Origin of the sequence: Microbulbifer sp. YPW1, assembly GCF_013367775.1 — a bacterium.
In the GTDB taxonomy this organism is placed as follows: Bacteria; Pseudomonadota; Gammaproteobacteria; order Pseudomonadales; family Cellvibrionaceae; genus Microbulbifer.
Window position 1 is genome coordinate 2,383,480 of sequence record NZ_CP055157.1, and the last position, 25,547, is coordinate 2,409,026.

Below are 25,547 nucleotides of genomic sequence, written 5' to 3' on the forward strand. Positions count from 1 at the left end.
TTGCGCCCTCGATAATGTTTAGAGTACTATGGATTTAAATGTTTAGAGCAGTAAATAACTTTTTGCGAAAAAGGTCAAATTTCAAGCGGAATCCGGTTTTAGCGACAGGGTTCCGTTTTCATTACAGAAGTTTGATATTGCTCTAACAATTTGATGACTAAAGATCGAAAGAAAGGTATTGGTTTGAGCGCGACAAGCGAATTGAAAGAAGACGACTCGATTGACGACAAGGTCAAGCTGGCGCAACAGAAGGAAGCTCGTGAGGCCACCCAGGCCCCATCCAAGAGTACCCAGGTTCTGTTGCGCCGCCCGATCAGTGAAGACGGCGCCAATGTGCACCGCCTGATCGGGAATTGCCCGCCCCTGGATACCAATTCCCTCTACTGCAACCTGCTGCAGGCCAGTCACTTCTCTGCCACCAGCGTGGCCGCGGAGCTGAACGGCGAGCTGGTTGGCTTTATCTCCGGCTACATCATCCCCGAACGCGCCGACACCCTGTTCATCTGGCAGGTAGCGGTTGCCGAGCAGGGCCGTGGAATGGGACTCGCTGGTCGCATGCTGCGGGAAATCCTCGCGCGCCCCGCGTGCACCGAGGTGCAGTTCCTCGAAACCACCATTACTCCGGATAACGACGCCTCCTGGGCGCTGTTCCGCAGCCTTGCGCGCAAGCTTGAGGCGGAGTGCGCGGACTCGGTGATGTTTGACCGCGACCGCCATTTCGACGGCCAGCACGACAGCGAAATGTTGCTGCGGATCGGTCCGTTTACCGCCGCGGGTGATGCCCGTTGAGCGCATGCGCCGCTCTACGAGATTGTTCCGAATTTCCGTTTTCCATTTATGTATTTAATCAACCATTAGAAAAGGGTTGCCACGATGAAAGTATTTGACGAAATTGAATCAGAAGTAATGAGCTACGCCCGCGCTTTCCCGCGGGTTTTCAACAAGGCCCAGGGCGAGTACCTGTACGACGAGGAAGGCAACCAGTACCTGGACTTCCTGGCCGGCGCGGGCACCCTGAACTACGGCCACAACAACCCGATCTTCAAGGAAGCGCTGCTGGAGTACATCCAGCAGGACGGCATCACCCACGGTCTGGACCTGCACACCAAGGCCAAGCGTGAGTTCCTGGAAGCGTTCTACGAGAACATCCTGAAGCCGCGTGACCTGTCTTATGTCATGCAGTTCACCGGCCCCACCGGCACCAACGCTGTGGAAGCCGCGCTGAAAATCGCGCGTAAGTACAAAGGCCGCGAGAACATCATCTCCTTCACCAACGGTTTCCACGGTTGCAGCCTGGGTGCCCTGGCCGCTACCGGTAACTCCCACCACCGCGGTGCCTCCGGTGTGAGCATGAGCAGTGTTGCGCGCATGCCGTACGACGGCTACCTGGGTGACGAGTTCGACACCACCGCGTACCTGGACAAGGTGCTGAGCGATTCTTCCAGCGGTGTCGATCACCCGGCAGCGGTACTGGTGGAAACCGTGCAGGGCGAGGGCGGTATCAATGCGGCAAGCGTTGAATGGCTGCGCAACCTGCAGGACGTTTGTAAAAAGCACGACGTGCTGCTGATTGTCGATGACATTCAGGCGGGCTGTGGCCGTACCGGTAGCTACTTCAGCTTTGAAGAAGCGGGCATCGTGCCGGACATCGTAACCCTGTCCAAATCCCTGAGTGGCTACGGTCTGCCGTTCGCTGTGGTTCTGATGAAGCCGGAGCTGGACCAGTGGAAGCCGGGTGAGCACAACGGCACCTTCCGCGGCAACAACCTTGCCTTCGTTACCGCCACTGCAGCGATCAAACACTTCTGGAGCGACGATAAGTTCGCCAAGGAAGTGCTGCGCAAGGGTGAGTACATCGAGAAACGCCTGCAGACCATCGTCGACAAATACGGCGACGGCAACATGACCACCCGCGGTCGCGGCATGTTCCGTGGTCTGAACTGCGTAAGCGGTGAGCTGGCCGACAAGATCACCACCGAAGCTTTCCGCAACGGCCTGGTGATCGAGACCAGTGGTGCCGACGACCACGTGGTTAAAACCCTGTGTCCGCTGACTATCAGCGACGAGAACCTGACCAAGGCGCTGGATATTGTTGAAGCTGCAGTAGCCAAAGTACTGAAGGGCGAAGACGTGCCGGTAGAGCACGACTTCTTTGCCGATGACAGCGAGCAGGAAGAGAGCACCCTCGCGGGCGCAGCCTGATCCCCGGCAGCCTGGCGGAAATGCGGCCTGTATTTGGCCGCATTTTTTCGCCCCTGATTTGAAGACCGATTTTTAAGACCTGATTTTAGAAAGAGCTAGAAATGATCGTAAGAAAACTGCAAGAAGCCGAAAAAACTGACCGTCGTATTGTTTCCGAGGGCTGGGAGAGTACTCGTCTGCTACTGAAAAACGACAACATGGGCTTCTCTTTTCACATCACCACTATTTATGAAGGTGCCGACCTGCACCTGCACTATCAGAACCACCTGGAGTCTGTGTACTGCATTTCCGGTGAAGGTTCTGTAATGGCTGAAGATGACGGCGTGGTTCACGAAATCACCCCGGGCACCATCTACATCCTGGACAAGAACGACAAACACGTACTGAAAGCCAAGTCCGAAATGAAAATGGCCTGCGTATTCAACCCGCCTCTGCACGGTAAAGAAGTGCACAACGCTGAAGGCGCGTACGAGCTGGATGCCGAAGAGGTAAAGGACGAAAAATAAACCGGTTGTGAACAACATTGCAGCGGAGTTCTGGGGCACCACCCGCAAATACTTTGGTGTCCCCCCGGAAAACCCCGAAATCGGTAAGCGTAAGGATCCCATGAAAACACATACGGTTGAAAAAATTGGCGGAACGTCCATGAGTGACTACTCCGCAGTACGTGACAACATCATTCTGAAGAACGGCAAAGCGAAAACGGAAGGGTTGTACCAGCGTGTTTTCGTGGTTTCTGCTTACGGTGGCATCACCGATATGCTGTTGGAACACAAAAAATCCGGTCGTCCGGGCGTATTTGCCCTGTTCGCCGGTGCGGACGACGAGCGCGAATGGTCCGATGCGGTCGCTGGGCTGCGCACGCGCATGGAAGAAATCAACGCGACCCTGTTCAAAGATGATGTAACCCTGGCCAAGGCCAATGCATTTATTGGTGAGCGACTGGACGATGCCGCCAACTGCCTGGCGGACCTGGAACGCGTCTGCCAGCACGGCCACTTTGCCCTGGAAGGACACCTGGACGTGGTCAGCGAAATGCTCGCCAGCCTGGGTGAAGCCCACAGCGCCTGGAATACCGTGCAGCTGCTGAAGCAGGAAGGGATCAACGCCCGTTTCATCGACCTGACCGGTTGGCGCGACGGCGAACACATGACCCTGGACGAGCGCATCGACCGCGCCTTTGCCGATGTCGACTTCGACAAAGAGCTGCCGATTGCCACCGGTTACGCGCACACCGCCGATGGTCTGATGAAGACCTTCGCCCGCGGTTACAGCGAAATGACCTTCAGCCGCATTGCGGTGAAAACCGGTGCCAAGGAAGCGATCATCCACAAGGAATACCACCTGAGCAGTGCCGACCCGCGTCTCGTAGGCGAGGAACAGGCCGTGCCCATCGGTCGTACCAACTACGACGTGGCAGATCAGCTGGCCAACCTGGGTATGGAAGCCATCCACCCACGCGCTGCCAAGGGTCTGCGTCAGCAGGAGATTCCGCTGCGGGTGATGAACACCTTTGAGCCCGAGCACCGCGGTACTCTGGTCACAGGTGATTATGTAAGTGACACACCGCGTGTGGAAATCATCGCGGGGCGTAAAAGCATCTATGCTGTTGAATGTTTTGATCAGGACATGATGGGCAGCATGACCAGTTACGACCGGGCGATTAACGAGATCATCGCGCGCTTCAAGGGCAGCGTGGTGACCAAGGATATCAACGCCAACACCATTACCAATTACCTGGGTAACAACCTGAAAACCGTCAAGCGGATCAAGAAAGCCATTGGCGAGTTGTTCCCCGATTGTGATATCCAGGTGCGTAAGGTGGCGGTGGTTTCCGCTATTGGTAGTGACATGAAAACCTCGGGCATGCTGTCTCGTGCGGTCAGTGCGCTGGCCAATTCCGCCATCAGCATCCTCGCGGTACACCAGTCCATGCGTCAGGTAGACATGCAGTTTGTGATCGACGAGAGCGATTACGAGAAGTCGGTCAAAAGCCTGCACGCCGCACTGGTCGAAGTTCACGAGCACGGCGACGCGATATGCGCAGCCTGATCGCGGCTCTGACTTCCCGACTGCCGTCAGCTTTGCTGGCGGCAGTGTTCGTTGTGGCCTGTGTATTTTCAACGGTCGTCGCACCGCTGCATGCGCAGGATGCAGAGGCGCCGCCGGTACCCGAGGTAACCGCTGAAGAAAAGGCGGCCAACCAGAAAAAGCTCGAGGAACTGGACCGGGTTTCCGAAGCCGCGAACGACCTCGACAAGCCCCTCTACTCTCCGTTTATCGAGCGCTATGTGCTGGATGAACTGAAGCAGTTGCGGGTGGATATGGCGGCGCAGAAGGTCTCCCTGACCGAGAACATTGTCGATCGCCAGTTGAGTGCTGCCGACAAGGCCATCACCTACGCCACGGATACCATCACCTACTTCTTCTACCTGATAGCCGGTTTCAGTTCCCTGTTGGTGATTATGGGCTGGACTTCCATTCGCGATGTGAAGGAAAAGGTCCACACCCTCGCCAACCAGGAGATTTCCAGCCTGGTGGAGCAGTACGAAGAGCGCCTGCGCAGTATCGAGGAGCAGCTGTCGGAGAAAACCCAGCATATCGAGCACAACCGCGATGAGATCGAGCTGACCCAAGAGGTTCACTCCCTGTGGTTGCGCGCCGGCCGCGAGCAAACCCCCACCGGTAAGATCGCGGTATACGACCAGATCCTGAATCTGCGCAAGGACGACGGCGAAGCGCTCACCTACAAGGCGGACGCGGTACTGGAGCTGGATGAGCCGCAGTGGGCCATCAACCTGTGCCTGCAGGCGCTGCAGATCGATGGCGAAAACGGCAATGCCTACTACCAGCTCGCCTGCGCTTATGCGTATCTGGAGCAGTGGGAAGAGTCCATCAGCTACCTGCAGAAAGCGCTGGATATTTCGCCCGCGTATCGCGACGAGGCGATGGAAGACTCGGCATTCAACGGACTTTATGATTCCGAAGAGTTCGCAACGCTGATGGGTATCCAGCAGGACCACAGTAGCGGCAGTACAACGAAAGGCTCGGATGGGGCGAACTGATTGCGCCCCTGATGCAACGCCAAAAATAACCGCTGTATAAATTTAATAATTATTGAAAACTGTTTTGGGGGAATGGACGTGCTGATCAGTTTCTTGTTTTTTCTTGCATTGTTCGCCGCGGTGGGAATCAGTTCCTACCGCAAGAGTCGCGGTACCAAAAAGGATTACTACCTCGCGAGCCAGGATGTCTCGCCGATGCTGGTCGGTCTCTCCGCGGTGGCGACCAATAACAGCGGCTATATGTTTATCGGTGTCATCGGCTACACCTATGCCACGGGTCTCGCTTCAATCTGGTTGATGCTGGGCTGGATTCTCGGCGACTTTCTCGGCTCCCTGTGGATGCACAAAAACCTGCGCGAAGCGGCAAAGCGCAGTGGTGAATCCAGCTATGCCGGGGTGCTTGCCTGCTGGCAGGGCACCCGCTTCGGCGCCTGGCAGAAGCTTGCCGGTATCCTCTCTCTCCTGTTCCTCCTCGCCTATGCCAGTGCACAGCTGGTGGCCGGCAGTAAGGCGCTGTTTGTGGTACTGGATATGCCAATCTGGAGCGGCGCGGTTATCGGCGGTGTGATCGTTGCCGCCTACTGCCTGGCGGGCGGTATCCGCGCGTCCATCTGGACCGATGCAGCGCAGTCTCTGGTGATGGTATTCGCCATGGGGCTGTTGCTGTATGTGGCAACGCAATCCGTTGGCGGTCTCGGTGCAGCCTGGCAGGAAATGGGCAAGGTAGAGGGCTTCCTCAACTGGTATCCGCAAGACCTGCTGCTGCCGGGTGTGGCCGGTGGTGTGCTGTTTGCACTGAGCTGGCTGTTTGCGGGTATTTCCGTGGTGGGCCAGCCCCATGTAATGGTGCGCTTTATGGCACTGGACGATGCGGGACGCATGGTGCAGGCGCGCTGCTGGTATTACCTGTGGTTTACGATTTTCTACTTTATGGCCACCGGTGTGGGTATGCTGTCGCGGATTCTGCTGAGCGACCCGGGTACGTTTGATGCGGAACTGGCGCTGCCGATGATGGCGATGGAGTTACTGTCACCGGTGTTTGTTGGGCTGATCCTTGCGGGCATCTTCGCCGCGACCATGTCTACTGCGGATTCTCTGGTACTGAGCTGCTCTGCTGCGCTGACCCACGACATCCTGCCGCAGCGCACGGAAAATACCCGTCTGTTGAAGGTGGCTACCCTGGGGATTACTGCGGCGGCAGTTGCCTGGGCGCTGTTGAATAAACAGAGTGTTTTCAGCCTTGTGGTAATGAGCTGGTCGGCCCTGGCTTCTGCCTTTGCACCGCTGTTGATGGTGCTGGCGGCTGGTGCGCGTCCTTCGCAGAAACTGGCGGTGGTGATGAGTGTACTCGGCCTGGCGACGGCGCTGATCTGGCGCTGGCTGGGTTGGCATGCGCATATTTATGAAGGTATGCCGGGGATTCTGATGGGGCTTGTGGTGTTTGTTATCGGACGTTTTTTGGTAAAGGAGCCTGTGGCTAGGCCTGTCAGTGCCTGATCGGGTTGTGGTCCGTTTTATTTGAAGTCTGTGGCGGCGGATCGACAGGGATCTGTTTTTGAAACCGCCATGCATACATCCCTGTAGGCTGCGTCGGAAACGTCCCTGTTTCCGACGCTTCCAAAAACAGATCCCTGCCGCTCCGCCTTCGCCCATAGTTCTTTGCGTCGTTAGCTATTAAGTAGTCCCGATTTCAGTGCTTACGACGTCCGATTGGTTAAATTGAAGGCAAAGTGCCGGGTATTCCTTTTCAGGAGCGTCGGCGACAGGGACGTCGCCGACGCAGCGTACAGGGATGTATTCACAGCGGTCCTGAAAAGGAATACCCGGTGCTTTGCCGCCAGTAAAAGTAAAAACAGAGCTCATGCTCCCACCCCGGTACCACGCAGCCCAAAAACAAGAAACCCGGCACAAAGGCCGGGCTCTCGCGTTTCCATCCTGTGAGATGAAATCAGACGATGATTACTGGCGGATACCTTCCACGTCCAGAATCATTTCAACGGTCTGGGACGCAGGGCCCAGGTCGTAGTCGATGCCGAAGTCCTTCAGCTTGAACTCAGTAGTGCCGGTGAAGCCCTGACGGTAGCCGCCCCAGGGATCCTTACCGCCACCGATCTCTTCAACGTCGATAGTGATCGGCTTGGTGACACCGTGCAGGGTAAGGTCGCCCTTCAGGACAGCTTTGCCGTCGCCCTTCGGTTCAAATGCGGTGCTCTTGAAGGTGGCGGTGGGGTACTTGGCCACATTCAGGAAGTCTTCGCCGCGCAGGTGCTTGTCGCGCTCCGCGTGGTTGCTGTTCAGGCTGGTAGTGTCCACGGTGACTTCCACGGAAGACGCTTCAGGCTTGGCTTCATCGTAAACAAAGTTACCGTCGAACTTGTCGAAGCGGCCGTACAGCCAGCTGTAGCCCAGGTGCTTGATGCGGAACTGGACAAACGCGTGCGCGCCCTTGGTGTCGAACTTGTATTCGGCCGCCTGGGCAGAGGCGCCGATGAGGGTAGCAAACAGCAGAACTGCAAGTTTCTTCATGGGTCAGTTTCCTGTTGGTTATTAAACAGAGTGTGAAAATCGTGAAACAGGTTTGAAGCGATCGTTATCTGCGCGGCGCTACGCCCAGCATTTTCTTCAGGGTGCCATCTTTATTGACGAAGTGATGCTTGAATGCCGCAAGGCCATGTAACAGCACCAACCCCATCAGTCCCCAGGCCAGCCACTCGTGGATAACCCCCGCGATATCCTCCTGGTTCTCCAGCCCCTGCAGGGTCGCCGGTACGCTGAACCAGTTGAATACCTCGATGGCGCGGCCGTCCGCAGTACTGATCAGGTAGCCGGAAACGAAAATGGCCAGCAGCAGCCCATAAATCAGCCAGTGCGCGGCACCAGCGGCAAACTGTTGCCAGCGGGGGGCGGGCTCCGGGCTTGGGGTTTCATTGGCCCAGCGCCACGCCAGTCGTGCAACCAGCAGAATCAACAGCAGTATGCCCACCGACTTGTGGATATCCGGCCCCTGGCGGTACCAGGGGTCGTAATAGGACAGATCCACCATCCACCAGCCGAGGGCGAACATGCCGATGATGGCCGGTGCCATCAGCCAGTGGAATAGTACGGCTACCCAGCCGTAGTGGGTTGTGCTGTTGCGGGTCTGCACAAAGGACTCCGTCAGTGAATTCAGGTTGCGCGCATTATAAAAATTCTGTGGCGCGGGAATAGCGCAAAAAGCCGGAAGTATTTTTCGAAAAAATCGCAAAGGATCAAACGCTGGGCCCGCAGCCTGCGTTCGACGGATGGTTTGGGGCGGTCAGCTGAGGGTGTGAGGCGGGGGATGAAATAAGGAGTACGCAGCCGCGCCTTGAATTGGTGCGCGACCCGGGAGAGCCCGGAGGCAGGTCAGTAGTGGGTGGCGTGCTGGCGCTCGGCGGCATTCAGGACCTTGCCCAGCAGGTTCGGGTCCAGTTTGGTGCGATCGCTGAGCTCATGGGTGAGCCATTCCAGGTCGTGTGGTTGCTCGGTTTGGTCCTGGCCGTTTGCCATGGCCAACTGTTCCAGCTGCCAGATCACATCCAGCAACAAATCGGGCGCCAGCGCCTGGTCGTCGTCCTCGCTGAACAGGTGGCTTTCCAGCCGATCCAGGTCCCGGCGTTTTACCACCAGCTCGCCGTAGTTGGGATACCAGCGGCCGCTGAAGGGTTCCGGGCGGCGGCTGAAGTCGAAGGTGATCTGCAGACGATTACCCTTGTCATCCTGCATGGTCGGGGTGTCATTTTCTTCTGCGGGCAGGGCGGGGCGATGGCGCAGAACGCCGACGATGGCGCGCCAATCGCTGCTGTGCTCGGGGCACAGGCGCAGGGGCTCGGTGAGTTCGGTTCTGGGTTTGCCGGGGCGGTCGATATAGCTGAGCTGCTGGCCCGGGCGATACCAGTAGAGGTCGAGGGTGTGGTTTTCCGCCAGGCGCGCGAGGTCATCGCTGGTGAGGGGGTCTTCCGAGAGGGCGCTAAGATGATCGACGGCCTGCTGAACGCTGAGCCAGCGCCGCATATGGAAAGGTTTGCTGGATTTGGAACCCTGACTACCCGCCGTCGCCATTATTGCCCTGCTTCCCTGAAGTGTTTTCGAACCATTTAAGGTTAGCAGCTGGGGGGTGGATTTGCGGGTTCGTAGCGACTAGGGGGTGGGCGAAGAAGCCCCCGGTGCCACCTTCGCCACTGAAAAAGAACGTGGTGTGCTACAACCACCCCTTCTTCTTGAAGTACAGATAAGGCGCCATGCCCGCCAGCAGCATCAACAGCAACGCCCAAGGATACCCCAACAGCCACTCCAGCTCCGGCATGTGCTCAAAGTTCATGCCGTAGATACTGGCGACCATGGTGGGGGGCAGGAAAACCACCGCAGCAATGGAGAAGATCTTGATGATCTTGTTCTGTTCGATGCTGATAAATCCCTGGGTGGAATCCATCAGGAAGTTGATCTTTTCGAACAGGAAGGTGGTGTGTGACATCAGGGTATCGATGTCGCGCAGAATCGCCCAGCAGCTCTCGCGCAGTTCCGGGTCGTCCTTCAGGTGACGCTGCAGGAAGGCGATGGAGCGCTGGGTATCCATCAGGCACAGACGGATCTTGCCGTTGGAGTCTTCCAGCTTGGCCAGGTGATCAATGGCTTCTTCCAGATCGGCATCTTCGTCCTCCAGCACCAGGTGGCTGACTTCGCCGAGCTTCAGGTAGTTGTCCTCCAGGGCATCGGCGAGGTTTTCCACTTTCTGGTCGAACAGCTGGATCAGCAGCTCCTGGGCATTGTGGGCTTCCACCTGGTTGCGGCGCGCGCGCATGCGCAGCAGGCGAAAGTCAGCCAGCTCGGTATCGCGCACGGTAATCAGGCGCTGGGGCTGCAGGATGAAGGCCGCGGTGGCAGTTTCGTGGCGCCCTTCGCTCTGGGTTAGGTACAGGGAGTGGACGTGAATGCCAGCGGAATCGACGAAGTAGCGCGCGGAGGATTCGATCTCCTCTACGTCTTCGGATTCCGGAAGCTCGGTGCGCAGCAGCTGCTCGAGCAGGTCCCGCTCGTTTTCCTCCGGGTCCTGCAGGTCGATCCAGGCCGCGTCAGACAGGGGCTGACTGTGGTAGTCGCTGCCCGCATAGGTTTCTTTGATCTTGCCGCGCTGGATTTGAAACAGTCTCAGCATTAACGCTTCCTTGGTCGATAGAGGTGCTTGCGGGAATGGTGTCAGGCTGTCGGCAACAAATCAAATGCCGCCACCGGGGGCAGTGGCGGCTTTGGGGATACCTGGACTAGAGCCACATGGGCAGCTGTGCGCGGATCTGCTCGCTGTCGCAGGTGGTGAGGTTTTTACGGGATTCGCCGGCGATGGTGGCGAGGCAGGGGGAACTCATCGACATCCGCAGGCTGCCCGCCATGGATGGCTCGGCAACAATATAAAGGCGGTCGAAGCGGCCTTCCTGGCGCCCCTTTTCCAGGGTGTGGGCGATATCGCGGGCGAACTTCTGCGCGCCCTGCTTGCGCAGGCTGGTGGGTTCCGCCATCGCGTGGCGGCCCTGACCGTAGCTGTCAAACGAGCGCCCGGGGGCATCGGCGAGCAGTTCCTGTCCTTTCATCCGCCCCTCCGGGTAAACCAGAGATTCTATTTCGTTGAGCTTGCCCGCACGTTTTTCCGCCTCAAACACGCGAGCGTGAGTATGGTTGGCTACCAGAACCCAGGCTTTAGACATGACAGTGCACCTCTGTTTTTGCTGTGCTTTGTTACTGAATGGTAGCTCGCAGCCGGTCGGGTTCGTAGTCGTTACTGGCGGCGGGGTCGCTATCATTGAGGCAAATGCTGAATCGATGATGATGTGCGGGAGGTATAAAGTGAAAGTCGAACAAGCCATGCACCGGGGTGTGACCTGGTGCTCCCCGGATACGCCGCTGACGGAGGTTGCGCAGCTCCTGCGGGACCACGATGTAGGCGCTATCCCGGTGGGAGAAAATGACCGTCTGATCGGTATGGTGACAGATCGCGATATTGTCAGCCGCGGCCTCGCCGAGGGCTGGGATCTGCGCGATCGCTGCGCGCGGGATGTGATGACCGAAAACATCGAGTACTGCTACGCGGATGAAAATATGGAAGAAGCCATCGATCATATGGAGCGTATGCAGATTCGCCGCCTGGCGGTGATCGATGGTGCGCGACGTATGGTCGGCATGCTGAGCATGGGAGATATTACCCACGGCATGGACGACCACAGTAGCCACCGCTATACCGCGGCGGTTTCTGCGCACCATTGATCTTAGTGGCTTGTCGCAATGAGTGATCTGAATGGTTGATAGGTAGTTTTGCGTGCCTCGGTTTTATACGAGCGGAAGTGTCATCACCGGACGAGATCTACTGGACCATCCGGGCTCTCGAAGGAGACGCGCCAGTTCATAGGTTTGTCATAAAAAGTACATAGACTGCGGGCTAAATTTACCGAACTGTACTTTCTAAACTTTCCTATGCTTCCGCTGTTTCTGACCAGCCACAAGGCCTACTTCGGCGTGCTGGCGGCATTATTCGCCGCGGGTTTTTCGCTGTGCCTGTGGTTCTCGAAACAGCAGGCGTCACTGCCATTGCTCGGGGATTATCACGTCTACCACTGCGACACCGGCGGCAGCGGCAAGGGAAGCTTTAACCTGCTTACCGTCTCTTCCATTTTTGCCCGGGAAATTGCCGATAACCTGTGCCGCGCACCGCTCATGGCGGGACACTACAAATCGGTAAGCATCTCGTGGAAACCTCGCCAGCAACTCACTGCGGAAGAGGTCCTGAATGAAGATTATGATCTGATCTGGAGTCGCGAACACAGTTTGCGCGGGCTGGTGCCGGAATATTCCAGCTACTACGAATCCCTGCTGCGCTACGACCAGTACAAGGTGTTCTGGTTCAGCCGCAACGACCAGCCGCAGCTCACCCGGGAATATTTTCGGGACAAAAAAATCGGTCTGTTGAACGACAGGCTCAGCCATACCTTTCATCTTCTGCCACTGGCTTCGCTGAAGCAGCTGGGGGTGGATATCTCCCTCCAGTCCCTGATTTATTTCGACGATGCCAGCAGTCTTTACCGGGCGTTTGCCCAGGGTGACTTGGATCTCGTCAGTGGGGGCCTGTTTCTGGAGCAGGATCTGGATATACCGCTGCAGCGCATGTTGATCGCGGACAACGTCGTCGCTGCCACATTGTTTGTACGCAAGGCGCGCCCGGCGGAAATCGACTGCGCGATTGCCACGGCCTTTGATGATGCCACTGCAGGCTATTTCAGTGCACACCGGGATTTCCCGGGGGCGGCGCACTGTGGTGGTTAGCACCAGACGCTGGCTGCCGCTGGCCTGGTGCGTGTTGACCGCGCTTTTGTCCGGCTCGGCCTACTGGTATGCGCGGGCCTCGTTTGCCGAGGATCTTTCCCGGCAACTCCAGCAACAGTTGCCGCAGCGTCTGGCACTTGCGTTACAAAACCGCTTGGCGAATAACGGGCCCCAGCCATGGGTGATCGAACAGCTGGAGCGGGACCTGGCATCACTCCCTGCAGCGGGCCATTTGCCGCTGCTGCAGCATTGTCGCGCACGGGTAGAGCAGCTGATCAGTGAGTCGGCGGTGCCGCCTTCATCCCGTGGCGAGGATCTTGTCGTGGACTGGCATATCGGTGATGGCGACCTGCAGGAGCGCACGCGGTTTTCCCTGGATTGCAATACCAACTGGCCGCTTTTGTTGGTAAGCCAGGGCGCACTTGCGTTGCTGTTGATCGGCTGTGTCTGGCTGTGGCCCGCGCCCCTGTCATCTGCGCGCAGGTTACAGATACGTGCGCTGTTAGGGGAGGGGGTTGAACCAAGGCTGGCGCGGCGACTGTCCGCCAGACTCGAGCAGTTCAATGCATTGCAACGGGAGCTGTTCGCCAAGCTGCGCGGGCTACCTGGCCTGACACTGGAACCGCTGTTTGACTGGCTGGCAAAACCCGAAGTGGCGACGATGGATCCGCAGCAGATGCCGTGGCTCTACCTGGCTCTGCGTAATGGAATCGAAGGACCGCAGGATCTGGATCGGGCGCTGGCGATTGCACTGGCTCCCGCCCACCTGCAGTTCGACTGCAGGCAGCTGCAGGTGATCGTGCACGGCGTCCCGATCGCCCTGGCCAAAACTCCTTTCTTTTATTTTCTCTGGTATGCGCGCCGGCGCCTCGCTGGTGATGGCTGGTATCTCAATCCGCCCACCAGCCGCCCGGACCGGGATGGCGCCGGCCCCCTGATTGCATCGATGGAGGAACTGGGTGGGCACAACAAGTCCATCAACGATCTTCGTGCGCACGGCCTGCGCGCAAAAACCCTCGATCAGAACCGCAACAAAATTCGCGATGAGCTGGTGTCCGCTCTGGGTGAGGCACTGGCGGAACCCTACCTGTTCGAATCTCGCCGGGATATGAAAAGTGGTCGCTACAGCTATCGCATCGCTCTGGATGCGGGTCGGGTACAGGTTTTCTCACCATAGCTTGCTCGCGATAACCCGCTGATAATCAAAGATTTTTATTTTTAGAGATATCTCATTTCACGCCCGGGTTGTCTTTTTAACCTGGCTGTCACACCCCCTGCCGAATATGCCTCCCAGGCGGCCAGCTGGCCCGCTTTCAAGACCAAGCAAGACCAAATTCTATTCATTCGAAGAAACAGCTTCGGAGACTAACGATGAACAATTTTTCTCGCAGCAGACTATATCTGCTGATTGCACTGGCTGCGGCAGGTGTTACCCAGGGGGCAATGGCACAGCAGGCTGTGGATGCTGCAAAGATTGACGGCGCAGCGGTAGAAGAGATCGTGGTGATGGCTTCGCCCATTCGCGATAGCCAGAAGGCGGCCATCGACGCCAAGCGCGATGCGGACAACAATGTCGACATTATATCCGCCGATACCATCGGCCGGTTCCCGGACCAGAACTTGGCGGACTCCCTCGGCCGTGTGCCGGGCCTCGCCATCGAGCGCGACCAGGGCCAGGCCCGCTATATCAATTTCCGCGGTGCACCGTTCCGCTACACGGCTTTGGCCATCGATGGCCTGAGTATCCCCGGTGCCGAGAACGGCCGTGTGCCGCGCTTTGACAGTTTCCCGTCTGTGATCACCAGCCGCATCGACGCCAACAAGGCGATCATGCCGAATATGCCCGGTGAGGCGGTGTCCGGCTACATCAATATCTCCACCTTCGACCCGTTTGCGAAGGAAGGCTGGGCCTTCTCCGGTGACGTGGGTATGGGCAACCAGCAGCTCGGGGACGGCGATATCGAAAAGCTGGGCCTGCGCACCTCCTGGTCCAATGACATTTTCGGCTTCTCCCTGTTTACCTCCGAGAACAGCCGCGAACAGACCACCGACAACCGCGAGTACGATATCGAGCGCGAGACTAGCGGTGAGCTGCTGGTCAATGAGCTGGATTTCCGCAGCTACAAGGTGACCCGCGAAGACCGCGCCTACGGCGGCCGCTTTGAGTTCCGCGGTGACGGCGCGCTGGAGCGCGTCTTTGTCAGCACCCTGTACAACGAATTCCAGGATTTCGAAGAGCGCAACCAGTTTGTATTCGATTTTGCCGGTGGTGCCGAAGCGGTGGGTGCGCCACAGGCAACCGGTGCCGTGGGGGAAAATCAGTTCGCCCTGGTAGGGCGCGCGCTGGAGTACGGACTCTACGAAAACTCGACCTTTACCAACACCCTGGGCGCGGACCTGGCTCTCGGCGAGTGGCGTCTGGAATCCCGCGTCAATTTCACCGAAACCGAAAACAATATGTTCCTGCCGATGCCGCGCAGCATGGGCGGGTTCGTGATGGCGAGTTTCGACGTGAGCGACCTGTACGACCCTGCGGTAGACAACCTGATCGATCCTCGCGCCCAGGCGCCGATCGGCATGAACGATATCAACTACGCGGTGGACCTGGGCATGCTGATCGGTACCAAGATGGATATTGATGCCACCAAGTTCAAGCTGGACGCCGAGCGCGACCTGATGCTGTTTGGCCAGCAGTCCGTGCTGAAAACCGGTGTGGAGCTGGACGCCCGCGAAGCGGAAGGGTACGGCACCGTGTTCGCCATGGGCGGCATCCCGGCGGATGTGGATATTTCTTCCTTCGCTACCAGTGAAACCTGGGAAAGCCAGTTCAGTAACGGCATTGGCGCGACCTATTACGACAACAAGGCGCTGCGCAAAGCCTGGGATACGGCCGCCGGAGGCCTGACGCTGACCCCGAACGCGTCACAGGCGATTCGTATCGAAGAGGACGTCACCGCGGGCTACGCCATGGTGAATACTGACTACAGCTGGGGCAACCTGGTACTGGGTGCGCGGGTGGAAAATACCGATTACCTGAGCGAAGGCCCCTCGGGCAATTTCGAAGACAGCTTCACCAACGTGCTGCCCAGTGCCCACCTGAATATGGATCTCACCGACGAGGTGAAACTGCGCCTGTCGACCTCCACCGGAGTCAGCCGTCCGACCTATTCCGAATGGCGCGGTGCCGACATGGTGGACATGCTGCAGGGCAGTGTAATGGCGGGCAACCCGCAGCTCGAAGCCGAGGAATCCTGGGGGGTGGATGCGGCGATCGAATGGTATGCGGGCAGCGCCAGCCTGCTGAGTGCCGGGCTCTTCTCGCGCAGTATCGACAATGTGATCTACGCGGAAAGCGGCGTGATTGCCGGTGATGAATACCTGCCGGAAGTCGGCCGCGACAGCTGGACCTACACCCAGTATGTCAACGGCAGTAATGGCGAAATGCGCGGTGCTGAGTTCAATGCCATTGCACAGGCGGCGGACTTCCTGCCGGTTCTGGACGGCTTCGGTATCAGCGCCAACCTGACCCTGCTGGACAGCGAATTCGAAACCCTTGATGGCCGCCGTCACAGCCTGCCGGGCACCTCCGAGACTATCGTAAACGCCTCGGTGTTCTACGAAATGGAAGGCATCTCCGTTCGCCTTAACCACCAGTTCCGTGACGACTGGCTCTCCACCACCGAAAACGTCGGCATGAATGATTACTGGGCGGCGCAGAAGCGCGTCGACCTCGCCATCAGCTATGACTTGCCGACACCGGTATTCGGCGCCGATGTCACCGTCTACGCCAACGCCAACAACCTCACCGATGAGCAGGATGTGCGTTACACCGGCGACGAGCGCACCCCGAACCAGGTGGAAAGCTACGGCCGCCGCTATCTGGCCGGCTTCCGCGTCAATTTTTAACACATCCCCGATTAATGACATCGCCGGGGTGTGATCCCCGGTATCGAATTCAAAAATATTGAGGCAGACAATGAAAAACAGATTTGCTTACGGCGTTATCGCCGCTGCTATGACCCTGGCACTGGGCGGCTGTGCGGCCACCGATACCCTGAACAGCAATGCACTCACCGCCGCCAGTGCACAGCAAGGCACACCGGCCAATATCGCATCAACGGTCGAGCGCACCCGCGTATTGCCCTTGGAAGGTGGGCGCAACTTCCGAGATCTCGGCGGTTACCAGACCAAAGATGGCAAAACGGTTAAGTGGGGCAAGCTATACCGCTCCGGTGTGCTGACTCACCTGACGTCTGACGACTATGACTACCTGCGCGACCGAGAGATCTCCACGATTGTCGATTTCCGTTCCACCGATGAACGCACCAATGAGCCCACCAACTGGCAGGCGGGCAGTGTCATGGAACTGACCTGGGATTACGACATGGGCAACTGGGAACAGGAGTTCGCCAAGGTCATGTCCAAGCCAGATTTTGCCAAGGAAGACCTGGTTGGGCTGATGGACCAGGGCTACGTTGGCCTGGTGAAACAGCAGACTCCCCACTACCGCGCCATGTTCCAGAAACTGATCGAGAGCGATGAGCCCCTGTTGTTCCATTGCTCCGCGGGCAAAGACCGCACCGGTATCGGTGCAGCGCTGATTCTCACGGCCCTGGGGGTCGATCGCGAGACGGTGAAACAGGACTATATGCTGTCCAACCAGACCCTCAAGGGCGAGAAATTGATGCAGTTACCGGAAGACGCCAGCGAAAAGGAAAAGCGTATGTTCGCGTTCTTTTCCCAGTTGCCGCCAGAAGTCCGCGGGGTACTCGCCGGGGTAGAAGTCTCCTGGCTGGAAACCGCATTTGCTGAAATGGAGCGCGAGAGCGGCTCTGTGGAGGCGTATATCGAACAGGAGCTGGACGTAGATTCGGCCGAACTGGCCCTGTTGCGCGCGCGCCTGCTGCACTAAGGTTCTCCTGCAGAACTTGCCCGGTTAGGGTTGCTTACGCGATCACCGGGCAAAAACCTGCAAAAAACACGCGAAAATGTATGAAAAGAGCATTGTAATAGCTTCCTTCCCGGTTTTTCCTTATATCTGGCCCGTTGGTTGCAAGGGCTAAGGGAATAAATGGTTAGTGCGCCAACTGGTCCGCGTCACCGCGCGGTCATTCTGGCCATACCAGAAACCAAGGGAGCTAAAACTATGTTCCGAAACAGTCAGAACCTTTCCTCTTTTCGCAATTCGGCCCGTCGTCTGACATTTTCCGTCCTGTATGCGTTGCTGATGTTCTCACCCGTAGCGGCCGCCAAAGCCCCCGAGGGCTGGATGGGCATGGGCAGCGAGGATCCGGTGATCCGTCTGGCGGTAACTCCGGTCGAGATCAAGATCGAGGCGCCTACCCCGCTCACCGGCAACAACCTGCAGTTACTGCTCGCGCTATCCGGTAGCAACGGTGGCCTCGGCGAGATTCGTAAAAAGGCCAGTCAGGAGTTCAGCCAGTATCTGGACCAGCAGGTACAAATGCAGTTTGGTGAATTTTTCGAGGATGAACGGGTGCACCTGGTGGACAACCGCGCACCACTGACCCTGCATACGGATTTCAATGTCGTCATTCGCCAGAAAATCCTGGATATCTTCAGCAGCAAGGATTACGACCTGGAAAAGGGCAGTATGACCGCCTATGGCGAGTTCCACTATCGCCTGCAGGGTGCCATCGGCGCGCATGTGTTGCGGGAGGGGACTGTGAATATCTCCAAGCTGAAACTGGAAGCCCGCTACCGCACCAAAGCGCCGAAAGATGGCGGTGTGGTGGAAGATACTACCCGTGAGGCCACCGAGCGGCTGCTGGCTGAGATCGCGGAGGAGGTGCTGGATCAGGTGGAAGATGACCTGGAGGCGGATGCCCTGCTGAGGCTGGCCCGACGCTAGCTGGTTGCAAAACAGCCCGCCCGGACTGTAAGGGAAAGCCCCCAAAGCCGGTTCAGTTTAGAACCGGCTGGCCGCGATACATTTTACGTGGCTGGCTGGATACGCCACGGCCATCGTGCAGCGCCAGCTCATCCCCGTAAATCATTTCGTAAATATCCTTTTTATCCTGTTCCTTCAGCACTCGCTGGCCGCGGTAGAGGCGCTCGGGCGGCTCATTGCCTGTCAGGAAGGGACTGCCCTTCAGGGATTCCAGTTGCGCGATCAGCTTCAGGGATTCGTCGTCGTGGCTGCGGTGCTTGAGTTCCGCCAGCTGTGGTTCAAAGTCGAAATCGGAAAAGCGCAGACTGATATCGAATTCAGCCTGAATGCGTTTGCGTAGTTTGCGCAGAATATTGAGGGCCTGGGAGGTCATCAGCCACTGGTGGTCCGTCATCGTTGTGAGCCTCTGTAGTGTTTTACTGTTAGTGGAGCAAGGATCGGGCCAATTTCCCTGGTACGGTTTTTATCTTCCTTTCCCTTTCTTGATTGAGCCTGCCTGTTGCGCTGCGCCCGCGCTACGTCGGGTGCAGCAAATGTCGCCACGGAATCCGCGGGGCACCAGTGGAGTGCAATCTTGCGTCACCTGCCCCCGGAGTGTGCGATTGGGCGGCGTTGCGCGCGGCGGATCTGTTAAGCTTTGGCTCAGGTTCGGCGCTCGCCGATGAGTATCAGGAGAGGAGTGTTTATGTCTGCAGAGACCATCAAATGTAAAGCGGCGGTTGCCTGGAAGGCGGGTGCGCCTCTGTCTATCGAGGACGTGGAGGTCGCGCCACCCAAGGCCGGCGAAGTGCGTATCAAATTGATGGCTACCGGCGTCTGTCACACGGATGCCTTTACCCTTTCCGGCGATGATCCGGAGGGAGTTTTTCCGGCCATCCTTGGCCACGAAGGTGGCGGCATCGTGGAATCCGTGGGTGAGGGCGTAACCAGCGTTGCGGTGGGCGACCATGTGATCCCGCTGTATACCCCTGAATGCGGTGAGTGCAAGTTCTGTAAATCCGGCAAGACCAACCTGTGCCAGAAGATCCGCACCACCCAGGGCCAGGGCCTGATGCCCGATGGCACCACGCGCTTTTCCGTCAACGGCGAGCCCATCTATCACTACATGGGCACTTCCACCTTTTCCGAGTACACGGTACTGCCCGAAATTTCCGTGGCCAAGGTAAACAAGGATGCACCACTGGAAGAGATCTGCCTGCTGGGGTGCGGCGTCACCACCGGCATGGGTGCGGTGGCAAATACCGCCAGGGTCGAAGAGGGTGCCACGGTGGCGGTGTTCGGTCTCGGTGGCATCGGTCTCGCGACGATCATCGGGGCACGCCTTGCCAAGGCCTCGCGGATCATTGCCATTGATATCAACGAAGGGAAATTCGAGCTGGCGAAAAAGCTCGGCGCCACCGACTGCATCAATCCGAAGAAATACGACAAGCCCATCCAGGAAGTGATCGTTGAACTCACCGATGGTGGTGTGGATTATTCCTTCGAGTGTATCGGCAACGTCAACGTGATGCGCTCGGCGCTGGAGTGCTGTCACAAAGGCTGGGGGGAATCGGTGATTATCGGCGTGGCCGGTGCCGGACAGGAAATTTCCACACGTCCATTCCAGCTGGTTACGGGAAGGGTCTGGCGCGGCACCGCCTTTGGCGGCGTCAAGGGGCGCTCCCAGTTACCGGATTACGTGGAGCGTTACATGGCCGGTGAATTCCAGTTGGATGACTTTATCACCCACACCATGCCGCTGGAAAAAATCAATGAAGCCTTCGATCTGATGCACGAGGGTAAAAGTATTCGCAGTGTGATTCACTACAAGTAAGGCAGGCCGATGACCGTAGAACTTGTCAGCAAAACCCATAGCTTCGATGGCACCCAGTGCCAGTACACCCATCGCTCCGAAGTGCTCGACTGCGATATGCGCTTTTCCATTTTCCTGCCTTCCCAGGCAGAAAAGGATGAGCGTTTTCCGGTGCTCTACTGGCTCTCGGGATTGACCTGTACCGACGAGAACTTTTCCCAGAAGGCCGGCGCCCAGCGCATGGCCGCAGAGCTGGGTATCGCGCTGGTGATTCCGGATACCAGCCCGCGCGGTGATGAAGTGGCGGACAGTGAAAGTTACGACCTGGGCAAGGGTGCGGGCTTTTATGTCAACGCTACCCAGTCACCCTGGAAGCCGCATTACCAGATGTACGATTACGTGGTGGAAGAACTGCCCCAACTGGTCGAAGCCAATTTCCCGGTGAGCCAGCGGCGGGCGATTTCCGGGCATTCCATGGGCGGGCACGGGGCCCTCACTATCGCCCTGAAAAACCCGGGCCGCTATGCCTCGGTATCGGCGTTCAGCCCCATCTGTAACCCGATCGCATGTCCCTGGGGCGAAAAGGCCTTTTCTGCGTACCTGGGAGCCGACACAACCCTGTGGGAGGAGCACGACGCGACCTCTCTGCTCAGCCGGGCCCAGGAGCGGCTGCCCATGTTGATCTCCCAGGGAGAGGACGACCAATTCCTGGAGGAGCAGCTAAAGCCCAATGCGCTCAAGGCGGCGGCCGACGCGGCAGGTTACCCGTTAAAGCTGGAATTCCACGCCGGCTACGACCACAGCTACTACTTCATCGCCACGTTTATCGAGCAGCACCTGCGTTTCCACGCGGACTACCTGCTGGCACATTGATGAGTGTCATCGCCACCCCGGGGCTCAGTGGCCCCAGGGTGCTGGTGGCGTCTCGACGGGCTTGGTCAGATCGAACTGGACGCGGAATTCACGCCCATTTGGTCTGGTCAGCTCGTAAATGAATGCCTTGCCCGGGTGAATCTCCATCGCCCAGGTGTTTTCCAGTGAGGCATTCAATCCCTCGCGTTTGAAGGTCTCGATAGATTCCTGGTCCACCGGAAATTCCTGCCGGTTTTCCGTTCCCTCACTACTGGTATCCCCTCCGTACATGGTGACGGCATCCTCACTGCCGTCTTCGTGACGGTGGTCGTGCTTTAGGCGGATTCCATCCTCAGTGCGTGTCAGTATCCAGGTGCGGGAGCGGTCTTCTCCCACGTGGAAGGGAATACGAATTTCCTGTTCGGGGGCATCGCAGCCGCGCACATGCATTATCAGTGTCTTCCCTTCGAATGCATCGGGTTCGTTGGTGCGTGGTTCATTGGCGACAATCTCTCCCGCGAAGGCCTGTCCGCAGTAGTTGGCTATGTTCTCGAGGAATTGATCCTGTGGCTGGCGCGCGGCTTTATCAGCATCGCAACCGCCAATCAGTAAAAGCCCTGAGATAAGTCCGGCAATGGTGCTGGTCCGACTTTTCATAGATATTTCCGTGGTGTTTTCTTTCCTGAAGGGGGCCCATAGTGAAAAAGACCCGCAGTGGCGGCCTACTGGATGAACCTTTACGAGCGCGGGATCAGCTAGCGGATTCTGTCAGTTGTTGTAATAGCGCCTCGAATGCACTGACTTCCTGGGCTCCATTGATCGCATGCTCGTGATTGAACATAAACAGCGGCACGCCGCGGATACCCTGTAACAGCAATTGCTCTTCACGGGCCAGGGTCTGTCGGGTGATCGCTTTATCCTGAAGCGCTTGCGATGCTTCTGTCCGGTTCAGGCCGACGGCCTCTACGGCATCCAACAGTACTTCCTCGTGGTTGAGGTTTTTGCCGTGGGTAAAGTAGTCCTCGAACAGGCGTATCTGCAGATCAGTCTGGTGCCCGGTGGGCTCGGCCCAGTGGAGCAGGCGATGAGCCTGATTGGTATTGTAGATACGCATCTCGTCGGTAAAATTGAATGTGAAGCCGAGCTCCCGACCGATCTCCGTAAGCCGTTCTCTGTTTTCTGCACTTTCCTGGTCGGAGATGCGGTACTTGTCGGTGATATGTTCGCGCAGGTTTTCGCCGGAGTGCGGCATTTGCGGGTTCAGTTCAAATGGGTGCCAGACGATATTGAGGTCAAACTGTCCGGGGAATTTGGCGAGGGCCTGTTGCAGACGTTTGAAGCCGATGACACACCAGGGGCAGACGACATCTGAGACGATATCAATTCTAAGGTAGTGCTTTTCCATCGCGGCCTGCCTTTTTTCTTCGTTGTATTTCTGTATCCCTACATAATGGCCGGGGATTCTTGGCGTGTAAATATCCTTTGGCGCCGCGTTCTCACTGATATGTCCCGGCACACGCACCGAAATGCAGGGTATGTAAGCACTTGCAAATGACCCGAATGAGTACGGTTGCGGCCCTTACAGTGTGTGTCAATCCACAGGAAATGCTGGGATTGACTGAGCTTTAAGGGAGAAAATGTGCGTTAGTAGGCACTTTTTTGTGGGAACCTGCTGTGTCTGGCAGTTCCAGTGCTGCTGACAACACGGTATCCGTCCAGACTTTCTCCCCCCCCCACCACCCGATTTTCCCGCTCGCCTGAAAGTATCTAACGTTAAATTAACTTCTTATCGAAAATGATTCCCACGGTAATGGCCGGACTTTGTGCCTGTGAACTACTGGGGCAGATCTGGTCGCGGTTTAATTGGCGGGGGAGGGCTCGCATCGTTACTCGTCGGATGATCGATAACCTCAATCACGGTAATGGTCACATACAATGATTTTTGGGGTAACCCGGTTATTTCGTCGGTGTCGGTGGTGTTTCTGGTCGGTGGTTAGTGTGCTCTCGCCGCGGGCGAGGGTGAAGCCCGTACCAGTGCCGGCGCTTGACGCCAAATAACCTCGAATCACCGCAAATTCTGGCGCTTAAATGGCGGGCCGCCTATTATCTCCGGTTCTATCAAGCCCCAATAAATAGCCCAGAAAACCCAGATCGCGAGTGGTTGTATGAAACGGAAACTCTTTTTCCTGCTTGGCTGCGCTTTTGCCAGTTATTCCTCTGCCGAGCAGCTGACTATCGACAGAATATTCTCGGATCCCGCCCTGAGCGGTACCAGCCCGCGTGCCTTGCAGTATTCGCCTGATGGCAGCCGGGTCACTTTTCTGAAAGGGCGCGAGGAAGATTACAACCGCTACGACCTGTGGGAGTACCGCTTGCGCGATGGCGAGACTCGCATGCTGGTGAACTCCGACAAGCTCCACCAAGGTGAGGAAAAGCTTTCGGACGAAGAGAAGGCCCGCCGTGAGCGCCAGCGCATCTTTGGCAGCGGCATCATGGAGTACAGCTGGTCGAAGGATGGCAAGTCCCTGCTGTTTCCTCTCGCCGGTGATGTCTTCTATTACGCGCTGGAAGACGGCAAGTCCAAGCGCCTGACCGAAACAGAAGCTTTCGAAACCGATGTGCGCGTTTCCCCGCATGGGCGCTTTGTCTCGTTTATCCGCGACCAGAATATTTTTGTAGTGGATCTGGAAACCGGCAAGGAGCGTCAGCTCACCAGCGATGGTAAAGGCCCGATCAAAAATGGTATGGCGGAATTTGTGGCCCAGGAAGAAATGGACCGCATGACCGGTTACTGGTGGTCACCGGATGAAAAACGTATCGCCTACCTGCAGGTAGACGAAAGCCCGGTGGACGAAGTTACCCGCAGCGAAATCTACGCAGACCGGATCGACATGATCCAACAGCGCTACCCGGCGGCGGGTCGTCCCAATGTAAAAATCAAACTGGGCGTACTGGATCTGGCCAGTGGCAAAACCCAGTGGCTGGACCTGGGCAGCAACGAAGACATCTATATTCCGCGGGTAAAATGGGCCCGTGACAACCTGCTTTCCTATCAGTGGCAAAACCGCAGCCAGAACCGACTGGAACTGCGCTTTGTGGATATCCCCAGCGGCAAGACCCGCACCGCCCTGACGGAAACCAGTGATACCTGGGTGAACCTGTTCCATGGCCTGCGCTTCCTGAAAGACAGTGAGCGGTTTATCTGGGCGTCTGAAGAAGACGGCTACAAGCATCTCTACCTGTACGATTTTTCCGGCAAGCAACTGGCACAGCTGACCAGCGGTGAGTGGGCGATTGATGCGCTGGAAGCGCTGGATGAAAAGAATGGCAAGGTGTATTTCTCCGGGCGTAAAGATACCCCGTTGGAGCGCCACCTGTACGTGACCGATCTCGTTGGCAACGGCAAGATTGAAAAAATCTCGTCCCGCGAGGGCATGCACAGTATCGAGTTTGCCGACGATGCTTCCGGGTATATCGATACTTACTCCAATCCGTCCACTCCCGCCCAGGTCAGCCTGCACGGTGTCGATGGCAAGCGGATTACCTGGCTGCAGGAAAACAAGGTGGAAAAAGGCCACCCGCTGTACCCGTACATGAGTGACTGGATCGAGCCCGAGTTCGGCACCATCAAGGCACCGGAAGGCCACACCCTGTATTACCGCATGTACAAACCGGCGGGCTTTGATCCGAAGAAAACCTATCCGACGATGGTATTCCTGTACGGCGGCCCGCACGCACAGCTGGTGACCAACAGCTGGGACAGACCGTTTAACCAGTACATGGCGCAGCAGGGTTATGTGGTATTTACCCTGGACAACCGCGGCTCCGCCCATCGCGGCAAGAAATTTGAAGATCCGATCTTCAAAAAAATGGGCAGCGTGGAAGTGGATGATCAGGTTACCGGGGTGAAATTCCTGCGCTCTCTGCCATTCGTGGATCACGCGCGCATCGGTGTTTACGGCCACAGCTACGGCGGCTATATGGCGCTGATGACCATGTTCAAGGCCGGCGATTATTTCAAAGCGGGGATTTCCGGTGCGCCGGTAACCGACTGGGGGCTGTACGACACCCATTACACCGAGCGCTATATGGGTAACCCCAATGAAGTCCCGGAGGCTTACGAGGCGTCCTCTGTATTCCCGTACGCCAAGGACCTGAAAGGCTCGCTGCTGATTTACCACGGCATGGCAGACGACAATGTCCTGTTTACCAATACCACCAAGCTGATCAAGCAGCTGCAGGATAACGGGCAGCAGTTTGAACTGATGACCTACCCGGGTAAAAAGCACAGCCTGCGCGGCAAGGAAACCCGCAAGCACTGGTATACGATGATGAAAGACTTTTTTGACCGTCACCTGAAAGGCGCCGAAGAAAAGTAATCACTATTCGACAACCGGAA

23 protein-coding genes are annotated in these 25,547 nt (G+C 57.3%); 15 read left to right on the top strand and 8 right to left on the bottom strand.

Annotated features, from left to right (window positions below):
• The first annotated feature begins 183 nt into the window (after positions 1-183).
• The 6 genes from ectA to HUW35_RS09790 all read left to right on the top strand — a co-directional run bounded on the left by ectA (position 184) and on the right by HUW35_RS09790 (position 6,764).
• Positions 184-789, top strand: coding sequence for a diaminobutyrate acetyltransferase (gene ectA / locus HUW35_RS09765; RefSeq protein ID WP_255463219.1), 606 nt, complete (start codon positions 184-186; stop codon positions 787-789).
• A gap of 84 nt (positions 790-873) precedes the next feature.
• Positions 874-2,202: a diaminobutyrate--2-oxoglutarate transaminase gene (gene ectB, locus HUW35_RS09770; RefSeq protein WP_181252178.1), complete on the top strand. Its 1,329-nt coding sequence runs from the start codon at positions 874-876 to the stop codon at positions 2,200-2,202.
• Positions 2,203-2,303: 101 nt separating this feature from the next.
• Positions 2,304-2,708, top strand: coding sequence for an ectoine synthase (locus HUW35_RS09775; protein WP_181252179.1), 405 nt, complete (start codon positions 2,304-2,306; stop codon positions 2,706-2,708).
• A gap of 100 nt (positions 2,709-2,808) precedes the next feature.
• Positions 2,809-4,254 carry an aspartate kinase gene (locus HUW35_RS09780; RefSeq protein WP_181255643.1) on the top strand — a complete coding sequence of 482 codons (1,446 nt, stop codon included), beginning with the start codon at positions 2,809-2,811 and terminating at the stop codon, positions 4,252-4,254.
• Positions 4,242-5,267: a tetratricopeptide repeat protein gene (locus tag HUW35_RS09785; protein ID WP_181252180.1), complete on the top strand. Its 1,026-nt coding sequence runs from the start codon at positions 4,242-4,244 to the stop codon at positions 5,265-5,267. Before HUW35_RS09780 ends, HUW35_RS09785 begins: the two co-directional genes overlap by 13 nt.
• Before the next feature lie 78 nt (positions 5,268-5,345).
• Positions 5,346-6,764, top strand: a complete 1,419-nt coding sequence (locus tag HUW35_RS09790) for a sodium/proline symporter (protein ID WP_181252181.1) — start codon at positions 5,346-5,348, stop codon at positions 6,762-6,764.
• 462 nt (positions 6,765-7,226) lie between these two features.
• Here HUW35_RS09790 and HUW35_RS09795 read toward each other — a convergent pair whose 3' ends face one another.
• The 5 genes from HUW35_RS09795 to HUW35_RS09815 form a co-directional block, all read right to left on the bottom strand.
• Positions 7,227-7,793, bottom strand: a complete 567-nt coding sequence (locus HUW35_RS09795; protein ID WP_181252182.1) for a YceI family protein — start codon at positions 7,791-7,793, stop codon at positions 7,227-7,229.
• A gap of 64 nt (positions 7,794-7,857) precedes the next feature.
• Positions 7,858-8,412 carry a cytochrome b gene (locus HUW35_RS09800; RefSeq protein WP_181252183.1) on the bottom strand — a complete coding sequence of 185 codons (555 nt, stop codon included), beginning with the start codon at positions 8,410-8,412 and terminating at the stop codon, positions 7,858-7,860.
• 239 nt (positions 8,413-8,651) lie between these two features.
• Positions 8,652-9,347 (bottom strand): hypothetical protein, encoded by a 696-nt coding sequence (locus tag HUW35_RS09805; protein WP_181252184.1) that lies wholly within the window; start codon positions 9,345-9,347, stop codon positions 8,652-8,654.
• 139 nt (positions 9,348-9,486) lie between these two features.
• Positions 9,487-10,440: a magnesium/cobalt transporter CorA gene (gene corA / locus HUW35_RS09810; protein WP_181252185.1), complete on the bottom strand. Its 954-nt coding sequence runs from the start codon at positions 10,438-10,440 to the stop codon at positions 9,487-9,489.
• Between the two features lie 106 nt (positions 10,441-10,546).
• The gene (locus tag HUW35_RS09815) at positions 10,547-10,984 is read right to left on the bottom strand and encodes a host attachment protein (protein WP_181252186.1); all 438 of its coding nucleotides are present in this window, start codon (positions 10,982-10,984) and stop codon (positions 10,547-10,549) included.
• A 139-nt stretch (positions 10,985-11,123) separates the two neighbouring features.
• Here HUW35_RS09815 and HUW35_RS09820 point away from each other — a divergent pair, with 139 nt between their 5' ends.
• From HUW35_RS09820 to HUW35_RS09845, 6 genes are all read left to right on the top strand, one after another.
• The gene (locus HUW35_RS09820) at positions 11,124-11,540 is read left to right on the top strand and encodes a CBS domain-containing protein (RefSeq protein ID WP_181252187.1); all 417 of its coding nucleotides are present in this window, start codon (positions 11,124-11,126) and stop codon (positions 11,538-11,540) included.
• A 207-nt stretch (positions 11,541-11,747) separates the two neighbouring features.
• The gene (locus HUW35_RS09825) at positions 11,748-12,593 is read left to right on the top strand and encodes a hypothetical protein (RefSeq protein WP_181252188.1); all 846 of its coding nucleotides are present in this window, start codon (positions 11,748-11,750) and stop codon (positions 12,591-12,593) included.
• A complete protein-coding gene (locus HUW35_RS09830) occupies positions 12,586-13,770 on the top strand; it encodes a hypothetical protein (RefSeq protein WP_181252189.1) in 1,185 nt (394 codons plus the stop codon). The genes HUW35_RS09825 and HUW35_RS09830 overlap by 8 nt, the downstream gene beginning before the upstream one ends.
• Before the next feature lie 194 nt (positions 13,771-13,964).
• The gene (locus HUW35_RS09835; protein ID WP_181252190.1) at positions 13,965-16,499 is read left to right on the top strand and encodes a TonB-dependent receptor; all 2,535 of its coding nucleotides are present in this window, start codon (positions 13,965-13,967) and stop codon (positions 16,497-16,499) included.
• A 70-nt stretch (positions 16,500-16,569) separates the two neighbouring features.
• Complete coding sequence (locus tag HUW35_RS09840) at positions 16,570-17,505, top strand: tyrosine-protein phosphatase (RefSeq protein ID WP_181252191.1); 936 nt, start codon at positions 16,570-16,572, stop codon at positions 17,503-17,505.
• 234 nt (positions 17,506-17,739) lie between these two features.
• Entirely contained in the window at positions 17,740-18,465 is a 726-nt protein-coding gene (locus HUW35_RS09845; RefSeq protein WP_181252192.1) for a hypothetical protein, read from the top strand.
• Positions 18,466-18,517: 52 nt separating this feature from the next.
• On the opposite strand, the gene HUW35_RS09850 is transcribed toward HUW35_RS09845, so the two are convergent.
• On the bottom strand, positions 18,518-18,898 hold the full coding sequence (locus tag HUW35_RS09850) for a hypothetical protein (RefSeq protein ID WP_181252193.1): 381 nt from the start codon (positions 18,896-18,898) through the stop codon (positions 18,518-18,520).
• A gap of 291 nt (positions 18,899-19,189) precedes the next feature.
• On the opposite strand from HUW35_RS09850, the gene HUW35_RS09855 reads away from it, so the two are divergent.
• Positions 19,190-20,317: an S-(hydroxymethyl)glutathione dehydrogenase/class III alcohol dehydrogenase gene (locus HUW35_RS09855; protein WP_181252194.1), complete on the top strand. Its 1,128-nt coding sequence runs from the start codon at positions 19,190-19,192 to the stop codon at positions 20,315-20,317.
• Positions 20,318-20,326: 9 nt separating this feature from the next.
• Positions 20,327-21,169 carry an S-formylglutathione hydrolase gene (gene fghA / locus HUW35_RS09860; RefSeq protein ID WP_181252195.1) on the top strand — a complete coding sequence of 281 codons (843 nt, stop codon included), beginning with the start codon at positions 20,327-20,329 and terminating at the stop codon, positions 21,167-21,169.
• Positions 21,170-21,193: 24 nt separating this feature from the next.
• Here fghA and HUW35_RS09865 read toward each other — a convergent pair whose 3' ends face one another.
• Positions 21,194-21,805 carry a hypothetical protein gene (locus HUW35_RS09865; RefSeq protein WP_181252196.1) on the bottom strand — a complete coding sequence of 204 codons (612 nt, stop codon included), beginning with the start codon at positions 21,803-21,805 and terminating at the stop codon, positions 21,194-21,196.
• Between the two features lie 94 nt (positions 21,806-21,899).
• A complete protein-coding gene (locus HUW35_RS09870) occupies positions 21,900-22,553 on the bottom strand; it encodes a DsbA family oxidoreductase (protein WP_181252197.1) in 654 nt (217 codons plus the stop codon).
• A 760-nt stretch (positions 22,554-23,313) separates the two neighbouring features.
• Here HUW35_RS09870 and HUW35_RS09875 point away from each other — a divergent pair.
• Positions 23,314-25,527, top strand: a complete 2,214-nt coding sequence (locus HUW35_RS09875; RefSeq protein WP_181252198.1) for a S9 family peptidase — start codon at positions 23,314-23,316, stop codon at positions 25,525-25,527.
• Positions 25,528-25,547 lie beyond the last annotated feature (20 nt).

Bases quoted from the DNA above. Each gene is read 5' to 3' on its own strand.
- ectB (WP_181252178.1), top strand. From the start codon at position 874: ATGAAAGTATTTGACGAAATTGAATCAGAAGTAATGAGCTACGCCCGC.
- HUW35_RS09775 (WP_181252179.1), top strand. From the start codon at position 2,304: ATGATCGTAAGAAAACTGCAAGAAGCCGAAAAAACTGACCGTCGTATT.
- HUW35_RS09780 (WP_181255643.1), top strand. From the start codon at position 2,809: ATGAAAACACATACGGTTGAAAAAATTGGCGGAACGTCCATGAGTGAC.
- HUW35_RS09785 (WP_181252180.1), top strand. From the start codon at position 4,242: ATGCGCAGCCTGATCGCGGCTCTGACTTCCCGACTGCCGTCAGCTTTG.
- HUW35_RS09795 (WP_181252182.1), bottom strand. From the start codon at position 7,793: ATGAAGAAACTTGCAGTTCTGCTGTTTGCTACCCTCATCGGCGCCTCT.
- HUW35_RS09805 (WP_181252184.1), bottom strand. From the start codon at position 9,347: ATGGCGACGGCGGGTAGTCAGGGTTCCAAATCCAGCAAACCTTTCCAT.
- corA (WP_181252185.1), bottom strand. From the start codon at position 10,440: ATGCTGAGACTGTTTCAAATCCAGCGCGGCAAGATCAAAGAAACCTAT.
- HUW35_RS09815 (WP_181252186.1), bottom strand. From the start codon at position 10,984: ATGTCTAAAGCCTGGGTTCTGGTAGCCAACCATACTCACGCTCGCGTG.
- HUW35_RS09825 (WP_181252188.1), top strand. From the start codon at position 11,748: ATGCTTCCGCTGTTTCTGACCAGCCACAAGGCCTACTTCGGCGTGCTG.
- HUW35_RS09835 (WP_181252190.1), top strand. From the start codon at position 13,965: ATGAACAATTTTTCTCGCAGCAGACTATATCTGCTGATTGCACTGGCT.
- HUW35_RS09840 (WP_181252191.1), top strand. From the start codon at position 16,570: ATGAAAAACAGATTTGCTTACGGCGTTATCGCCGCTGCTATGACCCTG.
- HUW35_RS09845 (WP_181252192.1), top strand. From the start codon at position 17,740: ATGTTCCGAAACAGTCAGAACCTTTCCTCTTTTCGCAATTCGGCCCGT.
- HUW35_RS09850 (WP_181252193.1), bottom strand. From the start codon at position 18,898: ATGACGGACCACCAGTGGCTGATGACCTCCCAGGCCCTCAATATTCTG.
- HUW35_RS09855 (WP_181252194.1), top strand. From the start codon at position 19,190: ATGTCTGCAGAGACCATCAAATGTAAAGCGGCGGTTGCCTGGAAGGCG.
- fghA (WP_181252195.1), top strand. From the start codon at position 20,327: ATGACCGTAGAACTTGTCAGCAAAACCCATAGCTTCGATGGCACCCAG.
- HUW35_RS09865 (WP_181252196.1), bottom strand. From the start codon at position 21,805: ATGAAAAGTCGGACCAGCACCATTGCCGGACTTATCTCAGGGCTTTTA.
- HUW35_RS09870 (WP_181252197.1), bottom strand. From the start codon at position 22,553: ATGGAAAAGCACTACCTTAGAATTGATATCGTCTCAGATGTCGTCTGC.
- HUW35_RS09875 (WP_181252198.1), top strand. From the start codon at position 23,314: ATGAAACGGAAACTCTTTTTCCTGCTTGGCTGCGCTTTTGCCAGTTAT.